Origin of the sequence: Pseudomonas fakonensis (genome assembly GCF_019139895.1) — a bacterium.
GTDB lineage: Bacteria > Pseudomonadota > Gammaproteobacteria > Pseudomonadales > Pseudomonadaceae > Aquipseudomonas > Aquipseudomonas fakonensis.
Genome location: NZ_CP077076.1, coordinates 5,967,640 through 5,984,470 on the forward strand (window position 1 = coordinate 5,967,640; position 16,831 = coordinate 5,984,470).

The following is a 16,831-nucleotide window of genomic DNA, read 5'->3' on the forward strand; positions in this document are numbered from 1 at the left end:
CATGAGCACCGCAAGCACCTCCGGCGCCTGGAGCCCCCTGCGCAACAGCACCTTCCGCATGCTATGGATCGCCACCATCGCCTCCAACATCGGCACCTGGATGCACGAGGTGGGCGCCGGCTGGCTGATGACTTCGCTGTCGAGCAACCCGCTGCACGTGGCGCTGATCCAGGTGGCAGGCTCGCTGCCGATGTTCTTCCTGGCCCTGCCGGCCGGCGCGGCGGCGGATATCGTCGACAAGCGCCGCTACCTGCTGCTGGTGCAGCTATGGATGTCGGCCGTGGCGGTGGTGCTGGCGGCATTGACCCTGCTCGGGCTGATGAACGTCACCCTGCTGCTGGGGCTGACCCTGGCGCTGGGCATCGGCACCGCGCTGATGATGCCGGCCTGGAGCGCGCTGACCCCGGAGCTGGTGCCCAAGCAGGACCTGGCCAACGCGGTGGCCATCTCCAGCGTTGGCATCAACGTGTCGCGGGCCATCGGCCCGGCCCTGGCCGGGGTGGTGGTAAGCCTGGTGGGGCCGTGGCTGACCTTTGCCCTGAACGCCGTGTCGTTCGCCGGGGTGATCCTGGTGTTGCTGCTATGGAAGCGCGAAGTGAAAGAGCCGCTGCTGCCGGCCGAGCGCTTCGTTGGCGCCATGCGCACCGGGCTGCGCTTTGCGCGCAGTGCCAAACCCTTGCAGGCCGTGCTGTTGCGCGCCTTGGCGTTCTTCTTCTGCGCCAGCGCCGGCACCTCGCTGCTGCCGCTGATCGTGCGCGGCGAGATGAAGGGCAGCGCGGCTGACTTCGGCCTGCTGCTGGCAGCCATCGGCATTGGCGCGGTGGCCGGTGCCACCCTGCTGCCCAAGCTGCGCGAAAAGGTCAGCCGCGACCGTCTGGTGCTGCTGGCGAGCCTGTTGTATGCGCTGTTCCTGCTGGCCCTGGCGCTGGTGCGCAACTTCTACGCGCTGCTGCCGGCCATGCTGCTCAGCGGCGCGGCGTGGATCGCCGTGCTGTCCAACCTGCAGGTGGCGGCGCAAACCTCGGTGCCGGCCTGGGTACGCGCGCGGGCACTTTCGGTGTACATCCTGATCTTCTTCGGCGCCATGGCCGCCGGTGGTTTGCTGTGGGGCACCCTGGCCAGCCATGCCTCGATCACCCTGAGCCTGCTGCTGGCAGCCGGTGGCCTGGCGCTGGGCACGCTGCTGACCTGCAAGGTGACCCTGCCCGAGACCGAAGCCGAAGAGCTGACCCCGTCGCTGCACTGGCCGGCGCCGCTGCTCAGCGAAGAGCTGGACAAGGACAGCGGGCCGGTGATGGTTACCGTCGAGTACCACATTGCAGCCGAAAAGGTTGAAGCCTTCCGCCTGGCAACCCGGGAGCTGGAAGCCATGCGCAAGCGCAATGGTGCGTTGTCGTGGGGGTTGATGCAGGACAGCAGCGACCCGTGCCTGTGGCTGGAGTTCTTTTTTGAAGAGTCGTGGCTGGAGCACCTGCGCCATCACCACCGGGTGACCCGTGGTGAATTGAAGATCGAGGCGCGGGTGCGGATGCTGCAGAGCGAGGGGGTCGAGGTGAGGATTCGGCATCTGCTGGGTGGCAAGCAGCACTGATTTGTAGGAGCGGCCTTGTGCCGCGAAAGGGTTGCAAAGCAGCCCCGGCACTGTTGCATGTTGCCGAGACCCTTGGGGCCGCTGCGCGCCCCATCGCGGCACAAGGCCGCTCCTACAGGGAATTGCATAAGGACAGGGACACAAAAAAGGGGCCATCACTTGGCCCCTTCTTCATATCAGCTCAGCTTAGAACGCGAAGCACGAACAACCCAACGCCCCCCAGAACCCCTGGAAATCACTGACCGGCACCTTGGACTGGCGCGCCTTGTCATGGCTGTGGGCATGCACCCCGCACGGCCCCGAGCACTGGTGCACGGCAGCGGCCAGCGACGGCGTACCCACGCGCCAGTGCCCAGGCACCTTGGCCACCGGCGACCATTCCGGCAGCACCGGCACCTGCGGCGGGCCGAGGCGGTCGAACTCGCCAGCACCGTACACCACCTTGCCGTCGACGATGGTCAGCACCGACTCGATGCCCTTGATCGCCTCTTCTTCGACACTGAAGAAGTCCAGCGACAGCGCCGCCAGGTCGGCCAGTTGGCCGACCTTGAGCTGGCCCTTCTTGCCCTGCTCGCTGGAGAACCAGGCACTGCCCTGGGTGAACAGCTGCAGCGCGGTGTCGCGGTCCAGGCCTTCGCGATACAGCTCCATGCCGCCGACGGTCTTGCCGCTGACCAGCCAGTACAGCGAGGTCCACGGGTTGTAGCTGGACACCCGGGTGGCGTCGGTGCCGGCGCCTACCGGCACGCCCATTTCAAGCATGCGCTTGATCGGCGGGGTCTGCTCGGCGGCCTTGGCGCCGTAGCGGTCGACGAAGTACTCACCCTGGAAGGCCATGCGGTCCTGGATGGCGATGCCGCCGCCCAGTGCACGCACGCGCTCGATGTTCTGCGGGGTGATGGTTTCGGCGTGGTCGAAGAACCACGGCAGGCCATTGAACGGGATGTCGCGGTTGACCTTCTCGAACACGTCGAGCATGCGCGTGATCGATTCGTTGTAGGTGGCGTGCAGGCGGAACGGCCAGCGCTGCTCCACCAGGTGGCGCACCACCGGCTCCAGCTCTTCTTCCATGGTTTGCGGCAGGTCCGGGCGCGGCTCGAGGAAGTCCTCGAAGTCGGCGGCGGAGAACACCAGCATTTCGCCGGCGCCGTTGTGACGCAAAAAGTCCGTGCCGCTGTGCAGCTTGACGCTGGAGGTCCACTTGCGGAAGTCGTCCAGCTCTTCCTTGGGCTTCTGGGTGAACAGGTTGTAGGCGATGCGCACGGTCAGCTGGTTGTTGTCGGCCAGCTCCTGGATCACCGAGTAGTCGTCGGGGAAGTTCTGGTAACCGCCGCCGGCGTCGATGGCGCTGGTCAGGCCCAGGCGGTTCAGTTCACGCATGAACTGGCGGGTGGAGTTGACCTGATACTCCAGCGGCAGCTTCGGCCCCTTGGCCAGGGTGGCGTAGAGGATCATCGCGTTGGGGCGGGCAATCAGCATGCCGGTGGGGTTGCCGAACTTGTCGCGCTGGATCTCGCCGCCCGGCGGGTTCGGCGTGCTCTTGTCGTAACCCACAGCCTTGAGCGCGGCGCGGTTGAGCAGCGCGCGGTCGTACAGGTGCAGCAGGAACACCGGGGTGTCCGGTGCAGCCTGGTTGATTTCTTCAAGGGTTGGCATGCGTTTTTCGGCGAACTGGAATTCGTTCCAGCCACCGACCACACGTACCCACTGCGGGGTCGGGGTGCGCGCGGCCTGGTCCTTGAGCATGCGCAGGGCGTCGGCCACCGACGGCACGCCTTCCCAGCGCAGTTCCAGGTTGTAGTTCAGGCCACCGCGGATCAGGTGCAGGTGCGAGTCGTTCAGGCCCGGGATGACCGTGCGCTGCTTGAGGTCGATGATTTGGGTAGAAGCGCCCTTGTGGGCCATGGCTTCGGCGTCGTTGCCCACGGCGATGAAACGGCCGTCCTTGATGGCGACGGCGGTGGCGGTGGGGTTTTCGCGGTCAACGGTGTGCAGCTTGCCGTTGAACAGGATGAGATCGGCGGTCATGGAGCCTCCTTGGGTGGATGCATGGGCGGAACCGGCGTCGCCGGTGAAGGGCAGTGCCGCCCACAACGCCCCGGCGGCACCGAGCACGGTGCTGGTGGCGAGGAACTGGCGACGGCTTTTGTCGTTCGGGTCCTGGGACATGGTGTTCTCCATCGGGGGGGCGGCAGGCGCAACGGCGCAGCATGCCGGTTGACCCTGGCTCAGGGCTTGGATGGATGTGCGGTGATCCCCTGTAGGAGCCGGCTTGCCGGCGATGGGGCCGGGCCTGCCTGTACAAGGCCCGGCCCCTGTAGCAGGGCTGCGGGCCCTATCGCCGGCAAGCCGGCTCCTACAGGGTGACAGCCTTAGCGGGCCAGGAACGCCAGCAAGTCCTCGTTCAGCTGCTGCGCGTGGGTCACGGCGAAGCCGTGGGGCGCGCCTTTGTAAACCTTAAGTTCAGCCCCGCGAATCAGCTCGGCGGCCTTTTTGCCAGTGGTCTCGAACGGCACGATCTGGTCGTCGTCGCCGTGGATCACCAGGGTGGGCACGTCGATCTTGGCCATGTCCGGGCGGAAGTCGGTCTGGCTGAACGCAGTGACGCAGTCCAGGGTGCCCTTGATCGAGGCCATCAGGGCGATGTTCAGGGTTTGTGCCTGTACCCCCTGCGAGACCTTCTGCCCGTGGTTGATGCCGTAGAACGGCGCGGCGAAGTCGGCGATGAACTGCGCACGATCTGCGCGCAGGCCGGCCTGGATGCCTTCGAACACCGACAGCTCGACGCCCTCGGGGTTGTCATCACGCTTGCCGAACACCGGGGTCACCGCGCCCAGCAGCACCAGGCCGGCAACGCGCTCGCTGCCATGTTTGGCGATGTAGCGGCTGACGTCGCCGCCGCCCATCGAGAAGCCCACCAGGGTGACGTCGCGCAGGTCCAGATGCTCGATCAACTGGGCGATGTCATCGGCGAAGGTGTCGTAGTCGTAGCCGGTCCACGGCTGGTCCGAGCGACCGAAACCGCGGCGGTCGAAGGCGATGGTGCGGTAGCCGCGGCTGGCCAGGTACTCCATCTGCGAGTCCCACATGTCGGCGTCCAGCGGCCAGCCGTGGCTGAACAGCACGGGTTTGCCGCTGCCCCAGTCCTTGAAGTAGATCGAGGTGCCATCGCGGGTGACGAGCGTGCTCATATCGGTATCTCCTGAAAAGTGACGAGTGAGTGGTGCAGTGCTCAGCCGCGCAGCCAGTTGGCGCAGCGGCGGGTTACCCAAGGCATGATGTAGAACACCACGGGCAGGATGACGAACAGGTTGACGATCAGGTTGCCGGTGATCGGGCCGCCCAACTGAGGGTAGCGGGCGAACAACGGCGCCAGCAGTTGCGGAATGACCATGGTCATCGGGCAGATCACCAGGTAGGTCAGCAGTGCCTGCTTCCAGCGTGGCGGCTGCGCGGCGCTGGTGCTTGGCGGGGTGAACCAGAACTCCGGGTCGTCGTGCACCTGGGTGTGGTCGCCGTCCTCGAGCAGTGGCAGCACTTGGCTGACCAGCGCCTGGCGTTCGGCGGAGTTGACCCAGGCCTGCAGCAAGCTCGCGTCGGCGAAGCGCACCACGGTGGTGAAATGGCGGCCGCCGTCGTCGGGGCGGATCACGTTGACGTCCAGGTGGCCGGGCTGGTGGCGCGCAGCGCTGACGGTGCGCTTGAGCCAGCTTTCGTACTCGGCCAGGGCCTGGGCGCGGACCTTGTGCTGGACCACCAGCGTCACGACGTTGCGGTTGGCTTGGGTTGCGGTGTTCATCGGTGTTCCTTGGGATGAGCTTGCCCGCATCCACTGTGCATCGGCGGACGGGCTGGGGATTGAATGGGTGTGCTGCGCGGTGGCGGGCACCGACTGGCGGTGCCCGGGCGCTGTCGCTTACTTGGCGGCGGTCAGGGCGTTGTAGCTGGTCATCAGGTTGCGGTAGTCCGGGATGTGGTTGGAGCACAGCGCGGCCAGGCCTTCGATGTCGTTGCGCCAGTCGCGGTGCAGCTCGCAGGCCACGCCGAACCAGGTCATCAGTTGCGCACCGGCGCGGCTCATGCGGTCGTGGGCGGCGTCGCGGGTCATTTCGTTGAAGGTGCCGGAGGCGTCGGTGACCACGAACACCTCGAACTCTTCTTCAAGGGCGGCCAGGGCCGGGAAGGCGACGCACACTTCGGTGACCACGCCGGCGATGATCAGTTGCTTCTTGCCGGTGGCCTTCACGGCCTTGACGAAGTCTTCGTTGTCCCAGGCGTTGATCTGGCCTGGGCGGGCGATGTACGGGGCGTCCGGGAACAGTTCTTTCAGTTCCGGTACCAGCGGGCCGTTGGGGCCTTGCTCGAAGCTGGTGGTGAGGATGGTCGGCAGGTTGAAGAACTTGGCCAGGTCCGCCAGGGCCAGCACGTTGTTCTTGAAGCGGTCCGGCTCGATGTCGCGGACCAGGGACAGCAGGCCAGCCTGGTGGTCAACCAGCAGTACGGCGGCGTCGTCTTTGTTCAGGCGGTTGTATTTGAAGTGGGTCATGGTTGTTGCTCCTAAGGTTTTGAGTTTGTTCGGTGCGTTGGGTGTTTCGCGTTGATGGGAGAAGATTAAAACCAAGACCTTTGGTGCGGTAGATAGCGAAAATTGGCTTTAGCGTTCCATTTTATGAACGATGGATTTGTGGTGGATTTACCGCCCTCATCGCGGGGCAAGCCCGCTCCCACGCCGGCCACCGTGGGAGCGGGCTTGCCCCGCGATGGGGCCACCTGCATCAACCCATTGCCTGCCCCCGCAACCTGCTCTATTACTACCCACCAGCCCTCCCCCTCGCACCGAGACCTCCATGCTGGCCCTCATCCAGTCCTACCCTTTGCTGCTCGGCTTCTGCCTGATCTTCCTCGACCTGCTGCTGTGGCAGCTGATCCCGCTCGAACGCCGGGCCTGGCGCATCGCCTCGCGGCTGGGGATCTTCCTGCTGTTCAGCGCCCTGCTGCTGGCCGCAGGCTTGAGTCCGCTGCAGCCGCCGCCGTGGGCCGACGATGCGGCGCGCAACCTGATGGCCACGGTGCTGTCGATCGCCTGGTGGCTGTTCGGCGCGCGCACGGTCACGGTGGTGTTCGGCCTGCTGCTGGTGGCCCGTGGCAGCCACGGCGGGCGCCTGCTGCAGGATGTGATCGGGGCGCTGATCTTCCTCGCCGCAGTAGTGGCAGCGGCGGCCTATGTGATGCAGCTGCCGGTCAAGGGCCTGCTGGCCACCTCGGGGGTGATGGCCATCGTCATCGGCCTGGCACTGCAGAGCACCCTCAGCGACGTGTTCAGCGGCATCGTGCTGAACACCACGCGGCCCTATCAGATCGGTGATTCCATCTCCATCGACGGCACCGAGGGCAAGGTGGTGGATATCGACTGGCGCGCCACCCGGCTGATCACCGGCACCGGCAGCCTGGCGGTGATCCCCAACTCGGTGGCGGCCAAGGCGCGGCTGCTGAACCACAGCCGCCCGGCCGACCGCCACGGCCTGGCGATCAGCGTCGTGGTGCCGGCCAAGGTGCGCCCAAAGCGGGTGTTCGACGCCCTGGAAAAGGCCCTGCAAGGCACCAGCGCCCTGCTCGCCTCACCCGCGCCCAAGGTCACGGTCAAGGCCTCCACGCTGGAATCTGTGGAGTACGAGGCCAGCGGCTTCGTCGCCGATGCAGCAATCAAGACCGAGGTGCGCAACCAGCTGTTCGACCTGGCCCACCGCCACCTCGAGGCCAGCGGCGTTATGTGGAACGTCGACCTGGCACTGGCCCCGCGCAGCCGTCAGCGCGAGCTGCTGGACGAGGTGCGGGTGTTCCGTTCGCTCAGCAGCGAGGAGCGTGATGCGCTAAGCCAGCGCATGACGGCGGTGGAGTACCTGGCCGACCAGGTGATCCTCGAGATCGGCGACAACTCCGACCACCTGCTGGTGATTGGCAGCGGGGTGATTCAGGCCTCGGTGCGCAGTGGCGACAAGCTGCTGGAGGCCGGGCGCATGGGGCCTGGTGAGGTGCTGGGGATCGAGGGGCTGGTGGATGAGGACGACTCGCAGGCCGAGTTCCGCACCTTGACCAGTTGCCTGTTGTACCGCATCGAGAAGGAGCAGGTGCGCAACTGCCTGGCAGAGCGTAGCGATGTACAGACGGCGTTGGTGAAGTTGCAGCGCTTCCGTCGGCAGAATCGCGAGTCACTGCTGTTGCAGCGGCCTGCTGAGGTCAAGAAAGGCGGGTTCCTGAGCTGGTTGCACAAGTAGGCGCGTTTCTCCGTGGAGCGGCCTTGTGCCGCGAAAGGGCCGCAATGCGGCCCCAGCGATCATTGCGTTTTCATTGAAATCCCGGGCCCGCTACGCGGGCCTTTCGCGGCGCAAGGCCGCTCCTACAGGGTGATTGCGCCGGGCTGGCTACAACACTACGCGCAGGCACTGCCCGGCGTGGTAAAGCGAGAACCCCGACTCATAGAACGCCGTGCGCAACGACGGCGCGCTCACCGGTTTCATCGGCGAGAACGGCAGCGGCAGGCTGTCTGGCTCGTCCTTGAGCAGAAACTCGGCAAACGCCCGGCCGATCACCGTGCCAGTAGTGTTGCCCCGGCCGTTGTAACCGGTCACCGCCACCAGCCCGGGCGCCGGTTCGAACAGGCGCATCAGGTGGTCGGGGGTGAAGTCGATGCAGCCGGTCCAGTGCATCTCCCACTCCACCTTGCCAAGCTCGGGGTAGTAATGGCTCTGGATACGGTCGGCCCAGCTGCGCACGAACCACGCAGGCTTGTTGTCGACCCGGCCCAGGCTGCCCAGCAGCAGGCGGCCCTGGTCGTCGCGGCGGATGCTGCTGAGCACCGTGCGGGTGTCCCACGAGCCCTGGCCATGGGGCAGCACCTTGTCGGCTGCTGCGCCGTGCAGCGGCTTGGAGGCCACCTGATAGTAGTAACCGCGGAAGAAGTGCTTCTGCAGGCTGCTCCAGTCGCCTTCGGTGTAGGCGCCGGTGGAGATCACCACCTTGTCGGCACGTACCACGCCGCGGGCGGTCTGCACCTGCCAGGCATCGCCGTCGCGTTGCAGCCCTTCGACGGCGGACTGCTGGAACAGCTTGCCGCCCAGCCGGGTTACCGCAGCGGCCAGGCCCTGGGTGTAACCCATGGGGTTGATGGTGCCGGCGCGGCGGTCGAGCAGCGCGGCAGAAATCTTGTCGGTACCGCAGTACTCCTGGCACTGCGCGCCGGTCAGCAGCTCGACATCGGCGCCACGGCGCGACCATTGCTGGTGGCGGGCTTCGAGGTCGGCGATGCCGGTGGCGTTGTGCGCCATGTGCAGGGTGCCCTTGTGCTGCGCCTGGCAGTCGATGCCTAAGCGCTGAATCATCGCGAACACCTCGCCCGGGGCTTCACCGAGCACCTGGTTCAAGCGGCTGCCCTGCTTGTGGCCCAGGGTGGCCTCGACGTCGTCGGGGCGGATCCAGGTGCCGGCGTTGACCAGCCCGACGTTGCGCCCGGAGCCACCGTGGCCGATCTTCCAGGCCTCCAGCAGGATTACCGACTTGCCCTGCTCGAGCAGGTGGATGGCCGCCGACAGCCCGGTGATGCCACCGCCGATCACACAGACATCGGCCTTGTGCTCACCAGCCAGGGCCTGGGCGGCGACGGCCGGCTGGGTGACGTGTTCCCACAGACATTCTTGACGCAGTTCGGACATGGCCCGGCTCCAGCTATTGTTCTTATTGCCTATGGGGCCGCTGCGCGGCCCTTTCGCGGCGCAAGGCCGCTCCTACAGAAGCGACGCAATTCCCTGAGCGGCCTTGTGCCGCGAAACGGGGGCAAAGCCCCGCCTGCGATCATCAGTCGAACACAATGCCCTGCGCCAGCGGCAGCTCGCGCGAGTAGTTCACGGTGTTGGTCTGGCGACGCATGTAGCCCTTCCAGGCATCCGAACCCGACTCACGGCCACCGCCGGTCTCCTTCTCGCCACCGAACGCCCCGCCGATCTCCGCACCGCTGGTGCCGATATTGACGTTGGCGATGCCGCAGTCGCTGCCCGAGGCGCTCTGGAAGCGCTCGGCCTCACGAATGTCGGTGGTGAAGATGCACGACGACAGGCCTTGCGGCACCTCGTTGTTCAGGCGCAGGGCCTCTTCGAAGTCGTCGTAGGCCAGCACGTAGAGGATCGGTGCGAAGGTTTCGTGGCGCACCACGTCGCTTTGCGCCGGCATTTCGGCGATGGCCGGGGTCACGTAGTAGGCGTTGGGGTATTGGCCTGCCAGCTGGCGCTCGCCGCCGAATACCTGGCCGCCTTCGTCACGGGCCTTGGCCAGCGCGCCCTGCATGGCGTCGAACGACAGCTTGTCGATCAGCGGGCCGACCAGGTTGTCCTTGCGCGGGTCGCCGATGCGCACCTTGGCGTAGGCGGCTTTGACCCGGGCCACCACTTCGTCCTTGATCGAACGGTGCACGATCAGGCGGCGCAGGGTGGTGCAGCGCTGGCCGGCGGTGCCGACGGCGGAGAACAGAATGCCGCGCACGGCCAGGTCGAGGTCGGCGCTGGGGGCCAGAATCATCGCGTTGTTGCCGCCCAGCTCGAGGATGCTGCGGCCAAACCGCGCCGCCACACGTGGGCCCACTTCACGGCCCATGCGGGTGCTGCCGGTGGCGCTGACCAGCGGCACGCGCGGGTCGTCGACCAGGGCTTCGCCGGCCTCGCGGCCACCGATCACCAGCTGGCTGAGGCCGGCCGGGGCATCACCGAAGGCCTTCAGGGCCTTTTCGAACAGGGCCTGGCAGGCCAGCGCGGTGAGCGGGGTTTTCTCGGACGGCTTCCACACCACCGAATTGCCGGCCACCAGGGCCAGGGCGGTGTTCCAGGCCCATACCGCAACCGGGAAGTTGAAGGCGCTGATCACCCCGACAACGCCCAGCGGGTGCCAGCTTTCACGCATGTGGTGGCCCGGGCGCTCGGAGGCGATGGTCAGGCCGTACAACTGGCGCGACAGGCCCACGGCGAAGTCGCAGATGTCGATCATTTCCTGCACTTCGCCCAGGCCTTCCTGGGTGATCTTGCCGGCTTCGATGGACACCAGCTCGCCGAGGTCGGCCTTGTGTTCGCGCAGCACTTCGCCGAACAGGCGCACCAGCTCGCCACGGCGCGGGGCCGGCACGCTGCGCCAGGCTTCGAAGGCCTGTTGCGCCTGGTCGATGCGGGCAATGGTCTCGGCCTTGCCGAGCAGTTTCACCGAGGCGATCTGGCTGCCGTCGATCGGGGTGTGGACAGGGTAGTCGCCCTGGGTGTGAGCCGCGGCGGCAACGCCAAGACGCTCGAGCAATGCAGCAACCATTGTGCTTCTCCTTTCATCGGTGAAGGGTTGGAAAATGACGTGGGTCAGTATTAATCCGATTACACAGGTGCAACAAACGACCTTTATTCCGCATATCATTCCGCCAGGTAATGATTTGAACCGCAGAGACCGCCATGTCCAAACGCCTGGTACCTTCCATGACCGCACTGCAGTGTTTCGAGGCTGCAGCGCGCCACTTGAGCTTCACCCGCGCAGCCGAAGAGCTGCACCTGACCCAGAGCGCGGTGAGCAAGCAGGTGGCGCAGCTTGAAGAGATGCTGCGCCATCACCTGTTCCTGCGCATTCGCCGGCGCCTGCAACTGACGCCGGCAGGCGCCTTGTACCTGGCCGAGGTGAACAAGATCCTCACCCAGGTCGACATGTCGAGCCGCTACGTGCAGACCTACGGCACGCAGACCGAAGTATTGAAGGTAGCCACTCAACCGAGTTTCGGCGTGCGCTGGTTGATTCCGCACCTGAAGGGCTTTGGCAAGCGCCACCCGAACATCCACCTCGACATCCGCAACGAGATGGAGCCGTTTGCCTTGCTGCAAGGGTCGGCGGACGTGGTGTTCTTCTATGGCCAGGGCACCTGGCCGGGGGCGACCTGCGTGGAGCTGTTCGGTGAGGAGGTGGTGCCGGTGTGCGCACCGGAGTTGCTGCAAGGGCGCACGCTGCCGGACGCGGGTGCGCTGGCAGACCTGGTGCTGCTGCAGAGCGCCTCACGCCCGGAGGCCTGGCATGAGTGGTTCCTGGAGCAGGGGCTGCACACCGACAACAGCTACCACGGGCCGCGTTTCGATACGTTCTATATGGCGTTGAGCGCGGCGCAGTCGGGTTGTGGGGTGGCGCTGGTACCGCGTTACCTGGTAGCCAAGGAGCTGGCCGAAGGTAGCCTGGTGCTGGCCTGGGACCATGCGATGCGCAGCAGCGGCGCGCATTACCTGGCGTATGCCGAGCATGCGGCAGAGGTGCCGAAGGTGCGGGCGTTGGTGGAGTGGGTGCGCGAACAGCTTCAGGCTTGAGATGGCTGGGGCTGCTGCGCAGCCCTTTCGCGACACAAGGCCGCTCCTACAGAAGTACGCGATCCCCTGTAGGAGCGGCCTTGTGTCGCGAAAGGGCCGCACAGCGGCCCCATGGCCCCATAGGTCGATCAAAAAAGGAATGAATGACCCACTTTTTTTCGCTTGTACGGCAACTCCATTCCCAGCTTTCATGTAGTGGTCCGAATCCAACCAGGAAGCTTGCGATGCCCGCCCTCGATTTCGTCAGCCCCGACAGCATCCGCGCGCAGTTCTCTGCCGCCATGTCGCTCATGTACAAACAGGAAGTGCCCCTGTACGGCACGCTGCTTGAGCTGGTGAGCGAGATCAACCAGCAGGTCATGGCCGAGCAGCCCAAGGTGGCCGAGGCCCTGCGCTGGACCGGCGAAGTCGAACGCCTGGACCAGGAGCGCCACGGCGCCATCCGCGTCGGCACGGCCGAGGAACTGGCCACCATCGCCCGCCTGTTCGCGGTAATGGGCATGCAGCCGGTGGGTTACTACGACTTGAGCTCGGCCGGAGTGCCGGTGCATTCCACGGCGTTTCGCGCGGTGCATGAACAGTCGCTGCACATCAGCCCGTTCCGCGTGTTCACTTCGCTGCTGCGCCTGGAGCTGATCGACAACCCGCAGTTGCGTGAACTGGCCCAGGGCATTTTGGCCAAGCGGCAGATCTTCACCCCGCGGGCGCTGGAGCTGATCGTCCAATGCGAGCGCGACGGCGGCCTGACCGCCAGCGACGCCGAAACCTTCGTGCAGGAGGCCCTGCACACCTTCCGCTGGCACCAGCAGGCCACGGTCAGCGCCGAGCAGTACCAGCAGTTGCACGACCAGCACCGGCTGATCGCCGACGTGGTGGCGTTCAAGGGCCCGCACATCAACCACCTGACCCCGCGCACCCTGGATATCGACGCCATCCAGCTGGGCATGCCGGCCAAGGGCATCCCGCCCAAGGCCGTGGTCGAGGGGCCACCCACCCGCCGGCATGCGATTCTGCTGCGCCAGACCAGCTTCAAGGCCTTGCAGGAGAGGGTCGCCTTCAGCGATGCGCAAGGCAGCCACACCGCGCGCTTTGGCGAGATCGAACAACGCGGCGCGGCGCTGACGCCCAAGGGCCGCCAGCTGTATGACCGGCTGCTGGATGCCACCCGTGCAGCCCTGGGCGGTGTACCGGCCGAGGCCAATGCCGAGCGCTACAACGCGCTGCTGGCGCAGACCTTCAGCGAGTTCCCGGATGACCTGGCGCAGATGCGCGAGCAGGGCTTGGCGTACTTCCGCTATTTCGCCACCGACAAGGGCCTGGCAGCACGTGGGCAACAGGGTCGGTCGAGCACTCTGCAGGGGCTGATCGACGCCGGGCACGTGCATTACGAGGCGTTGGTGTACGAGGACTTCTTGCCGGTGAGTGCGGCGGGGATCTTCCAGTCCAACCTGGGGGATGAGGGGCAGGCGGAGTACGGCAGCAATGCCAACCGCGAGGCGTTCGAGGCGGCGCTGGGGCTCAAGGTGCAGGATGAACTGGCGCTGTATGCGCAGAGCGAGCAGCGGTCGTTGCAGGCCTGTGCGCAGGCGTTGGGGCTGGAGAATTTGTAAGAAGCTGATGGCCTCATCGCCGGCAAGCCGGCTCCTACAGGGTTATGCGATCCCTTGTAGGAGCCGGCTTGCCGGCGATGGGGCCCTAAGCCCTTAACGCCCCACCCGGAACCGGTCCACTTCCTGGCGCAACTGCCCGGCCAGACCTTCCAGTTCCCGCGCAGTATTGGCCAGCTCGTTGGCCACATCACGCTGCTCGCTGTTGGCCTGGGCGATGCTCTGCAGGTTGCGGCTGAGCACCGTGGCGGTGCTGCTCTGCTCCTGGGTGGCGGTGCTGATGGCGGTGAACTGCTCGCCAGCGGCGCGGCTCTGCTCGTCGATGCGCGCCAGCGCCTCGGCCACCTTGTCGTTGCGCGTCAGGCCTTCCTGCATCAGCTTGTTGCCCTGCTCCAGGGTGCTGATGGCGTGGCCGGTCTGCTGCTGGATGCTGGCGATCATGCCAGAGATCTCGTCGGTGGCCTGGCGGGTACGCGCAGCCAGGCCACGCACCTCGTCGGCGACCACGGCAAAGCCGCGGCCCTGCTCACCGGCACGCGCGGCCTCGATGGCGGCGTTGAGTGCCAGCAGGTTGGTCTGCTCGGCAATCGCGGTAATGGTGCCGACAATGCCGCCGATCTCCTGCGAACGGGCACCCAGGGTATCCATCACCGTGGCGGTGCCGCCGAGGGACTCGGCGATCTGCTTGAGCGAGGCCGAGGCCTCGTCCATGGCGCTGCGGCCGATGCGGGTCTGCTGGGCGTTGTCGCGGGCCATGCGCTCGGTGCCGGCCATGTTGTCGGCGATGTTCGACGAGGTGGCGCTGAACTCCTCCACCGCACCGGCCATGCTGGTGATCTCCCCGGACTGCTGCTCCATGCCTTCGCAGGCGCCGGACGACAGGCCCGACAGCGAACGGGCGCGGCTGGCGACCTGTTCAGACGCGCTGCGGATGTGCTCGACCATGGTCGCCAGGGCGTCGCCCATCTTGTTGAAACTGCGCGCCAGCTGGCCGATCTCGTCGTGGCTGGTGACGTTCAGGCGCGCGTTCAGGTCGCCGGCGCCCAGGGCTTCGGCCTGGCGCACCAGGTCGTCCAGCGGGCGCAGCTTGCGGCGCAGCAGCCACAGCGTGGCGGCCACGGCCAGCAGCATGGCCAGCAGGCTGCCGATGGCCAGGCGCGTACCAACGCTCCAGGTCACTTCGCGGATTTCTGCCTTGGGCATGCTGGCCACCACGGTCCAGGGGCCTTCGGCGAAGGGTGCACTGACGCTGAACAGGTCCTGTTCGGCGTTGGCCGGCGGCACCAGCCACTGGCCCTGGTCGTCGCGAATGGCCAACGAGCCGGTTTCGCCAATGCGAAAGCGCTTCAGGTTGGCGAACTGGGCGTTCTGCGCATCGGTGTAGTCGAAGCCGACGAACAATACCGCGATCACCCGCCCGCTGCTGTCGCTGACCGGCACGTAGCGGGTCATGTAGTTGCGCTCGAACAATACCGCGCGGCCAACGTACATCTGCCCGGCCAGCAGCTTGGCGTAGGCCGGGTGCTGGCGGTCCAGCTGGGTGCCGATGGCACGGCTGCCGTCCTGCTTTTTCAGGTTGGTGCTGATGCGCACGAAGTCGTCGCCGCTGCGCACGAACAGCGTGGCGATGCCAGCGGTCATCTGCTGGAATTCGTCGACCACCTGGAAGTCGTTGTTCAAGAGTTTGTCGCCCAGGTACAGCGCCGGGGTGGCGGCGCCGGCCACGTTGACCGTTTCACCTGCGTGCAGGTTAAGGCCGGTGGCGAAACGGCGCTCGAACAGGCCGCTCAGGCGCTGGGTGTTGTCCTTGAGCGAACCGTGGAAGGTGTCGAGCTGGTCGGCCAGCAGGCGCGCCTCGCTGCCCAGGTGCTGCTGGCGGGTGGCGAGGTTGGCATCGTCCAGCGAACGCAGGGCGAACAGGGTACTGCCGGTGATCACCAGCGCCAGCACGATGGCGAGGGCGACACCCAGCTGCGAGGCGATTCGGGCACGCGGTTGAGACATTGAAAGGCTCCTGGCAAGAGGCCGGGATCATCCTGATCACGCTGACCGCCCGCTTCATATGAACGGGTAATCGCATCCTCTTCCGGGACGCTGGTGCCAGTGGATCGGCGGCGCTTGCGAATACTTGAGTGTCGGCAGGGGGTATTCGCAAACCTTTGCGATGTGGGCTTGGGTTGAGGGCCCTATCGCCGGCAAGCCGGCTCCTACAGGGGGACCCTCAACCCTGCGCCGACAAAATCTGCACGTCCGGCAAATCCATTGCCGCCGCCTCGTCCTGCAGGAACAGGCTCAAGCGCCGCAAGCGCTCCCCGCCCGGCCGGGTGCGCGGCCACACCAGGTAGTAGTCCATGCCGCTGGCCACCGCCGTTGGCCAAGGCAGGCTCAGGCGGCGCTGGGCGACGTCCTCGGCGACCATCAGCAGGTCGCCCATCGAGATGCCATAACCCCGCGCGGCGGCAATCATGCCCAGCTCCAGGGTGTCGAACACCTGCCCGCCCTTGAGCGATACCGCATCGCCAAGCCCCATGCGCGCAAGCCAGGCGCGCCAGTCGCGTTTGTCGGGGGTGGGGTGCAGCAGTTCGATGCCGGCCAGGCGCCGTTCGTCCCAGGGTGCGTCGCCCAGCAGGTCCGGTGCGCCCACCGGGATCAACAGCTCGCTGAACAACCGGCGCACCTCCCAGTCTGCCGGGAACACCCCGTCACTGAGCAGCACCGCGCAGTCGAAGGGTTCCTGGTTGAAGTCCACATGGTCGACGTCCATCCAGGCGCTGGTCAGCTGTACCTCGTTGCCCGGCTGCAAGTGGCGAAAGCGGCTCAACCGGGCCAGCAGCCAGCGCATGGTCAGGGTCGAGGGCGCCTTCATGCGCAGGATGTCATCTTCGCCGCGCAAGGTATCGCAGGCCCGCTCCAGCGCGGCGAAGCCGTCACGCACGCCGGGCAGCAGCATGCGCGCGGCTTCGGTGAGTTGCAGGCTGCGGCCGTTGCGCACGAACAGGCGGCAGGCGAAGTGCTGCTCCAGGGTGCGGATATGCCGGCTGACCGCACTTTGGGTGATCGACAGCTCGTCACCGGCGCGGGTGAAGGAATTCAGCCGGGCGGCAGCCTCGAATGCGCGCAGCGCATACAGCGGGGGCAGTTGGCGGGACATGGCGCACCTGTGATGTAGGGCCATGGCGGCCTTTGGCAGAATCATACCGGCATGAGTCAAACTCATGGCAAGGATCGCTTTTATCCTTTTGTGCAAAGTTGACCCAGGCCTCAGA

At 66.2% G+C, this 16,831-nt stretch carries 12 protein-coding genes; 4 read left to right on the forward strand and 8 right to left on the reverse strand.

Going from position 1 to position 16,831, the window contains the following annotated elements:
• Position 1: 1 nt before the first annotated feature.
• Complete coding sequence (locus KSS94_RS26325) at positions 2-1,591, forward strand: MFS transporter (RefSeq protein ID WP_217840935.1); 1,590 nt, start codon at positions 2-4, stop codon at positions 1,589-1,591.
• Between the two features lie 186 nt (positions 1,592-1,777).
• Here the strand turns inward: KSS94_RS26325 and KSS94_RS26330 are convergent, their stop codons facing one another.
• From KSS94_RS26330 to ycaC, 4 genes are all read right to left on the reverse strand, one after another.
• The gene (locus KSS94_RS26330) at positions 1,778-3,619 is read right to left on the reverse strand and encodes an amidohydrolase (protein ID WP_217843676.1); all 1,842 of its coding nucleotides are present in this window, start codon (positions 3,617-3,619) and stop codon (positions 1,778-1,780) included.
• 344 nt (positions 3,620-3,963) lie between these two features.
• Complete coding sequence (locus KSS94_RS26335) at positions 3,964-4,782, reverse strand: alpha/beta fold hydrolase (protein WP_217840936.1); 819 nt, start codon at positions 4,780-4,782, stop codon at positions 3,964-3,966.
• Between the two features lie 41 nt (positions 4,783-4,823).
• Positions 4,824-5,390: an antibiotic biosynthesis monooxygenase gene (locus tag KSS94_RS26340; RefSeq protein WP_217840937.1), complete on the reverse strand. Its 567-nt coding sequence runs from the start codon at positions 5,388-5,390 to the stop codon at positions 4,824-4,826.
• A 117-nt stretch (positions 5,391-5,507) separates the two neighbouring features.
• Complete coding sequence (gene ycaC / locus KSS94_RS26345) at positions 5,508-6,137, reverse strand: isochorismate family cysteine hydrolase YcaC (protein WP_217840938.1); 630 nt, start codon at positions 6,135-6,137, stop codon at positions 5,508-5,510.
• Positions 6,138-6,438: 301 nt separating this feature from the next.
• On the opposite strand from ycaC, the gene KSS94_RS26350 reads away from it, so the two are divergent.
• Entirely contained in the window at positions 6,439-7,866 is a 1,428-nt protein-coding gene (locus tag KSS94_RS26350) for a mechanosensitive ion channel family protein (protein WP_217840939.1), read from the forward strand.
• A gap of 147 nt (positions 7,867-8,013) precedes the next feature.
• Here the strand turns inward: KSS94_RS26350 and amaA are convergent, their stop codons facing one another.
• Positions 8,014-9,300, reverse strand: coding sequence for an L-pipecolate oxidase (gene amaA, locus KSS94_RS26355; RefSeq protein WP_217840940.1), 1,287 nt, complete (start codon positions 9,298-9,300; stop codon positions 8,014-8,016).
• A gap of 142 nt (positions 9,301-9,442) precedes the next feature.
• On the reverse strand, positions 9,443-10,933 hold the full coding sequence (amaB, locus tag KSS94_RS26360; protein WP_217840941.1) for an L-piperidine-6-carboxylate dehydrogenase: 1,491 nt from the start codon (positions 10,931-10,933) through the stop codon (positions 9,443-9,445).
• Between the two features lie 134 nt (positions 10,934-11,067).
• Between amaB and KSS94_RS26365 the strand changes: the two genes are divergently transcribed.
• Positions 11,068-11,958, forward strand: a complete 891-nt coding sequence (locus KSS94_RS26365) for a LysR family transcriptional regulator (RefSeq protein WP_217840942.1) — start codon at positions 11,068-11,070, stop codon at positions 11,956-11,958.
• A 224-nt stretch (positions 11,959-12,182) separates the two neighbouring features.
• A complete protein-coding gene (gene hglS / locus KSS94_RS26370; RefSeq protein WP_217840943.1) occupies positions 12,183-13,568 on the forward strand; it encodes a 2-oxoadipate dioxygenase/decarboxylase HglS in 1,386 nt (461 codons plus the stop codon).
• A gap of 93 nt (positions 13,569-13,661) precedes the next feature.
• Here the strand turns inward: hglS and KSS94_RS26375 are convergent, their stop codons facing one another.
• Complete coding sequence (locus KSS94_RS26375) at positions 13,662-15,569, reverse strand: methyl-accepting chemotaxis protein (RefSeq protein ID WP_217840944.1); 1,908 nt, start codon at positions 15,567-15,569, stop codon at positions 13,662-13,664.
• Positions 15,570-15,786: 217 nt separating this feature from the next.
• Complete coding sequence (locus KSS94_RS26380) at positions 15,787-16,716, reverse strand: LysR substrate-binding domain-containing protein (RefSeq protein ID WP_217840945.1); 930 nt, start codon at positions 16,714-16,716, stop codon at positions 15,787-15,789.
• Positions 16,717-16,831 lie beyond the last annotated feature (115 nt).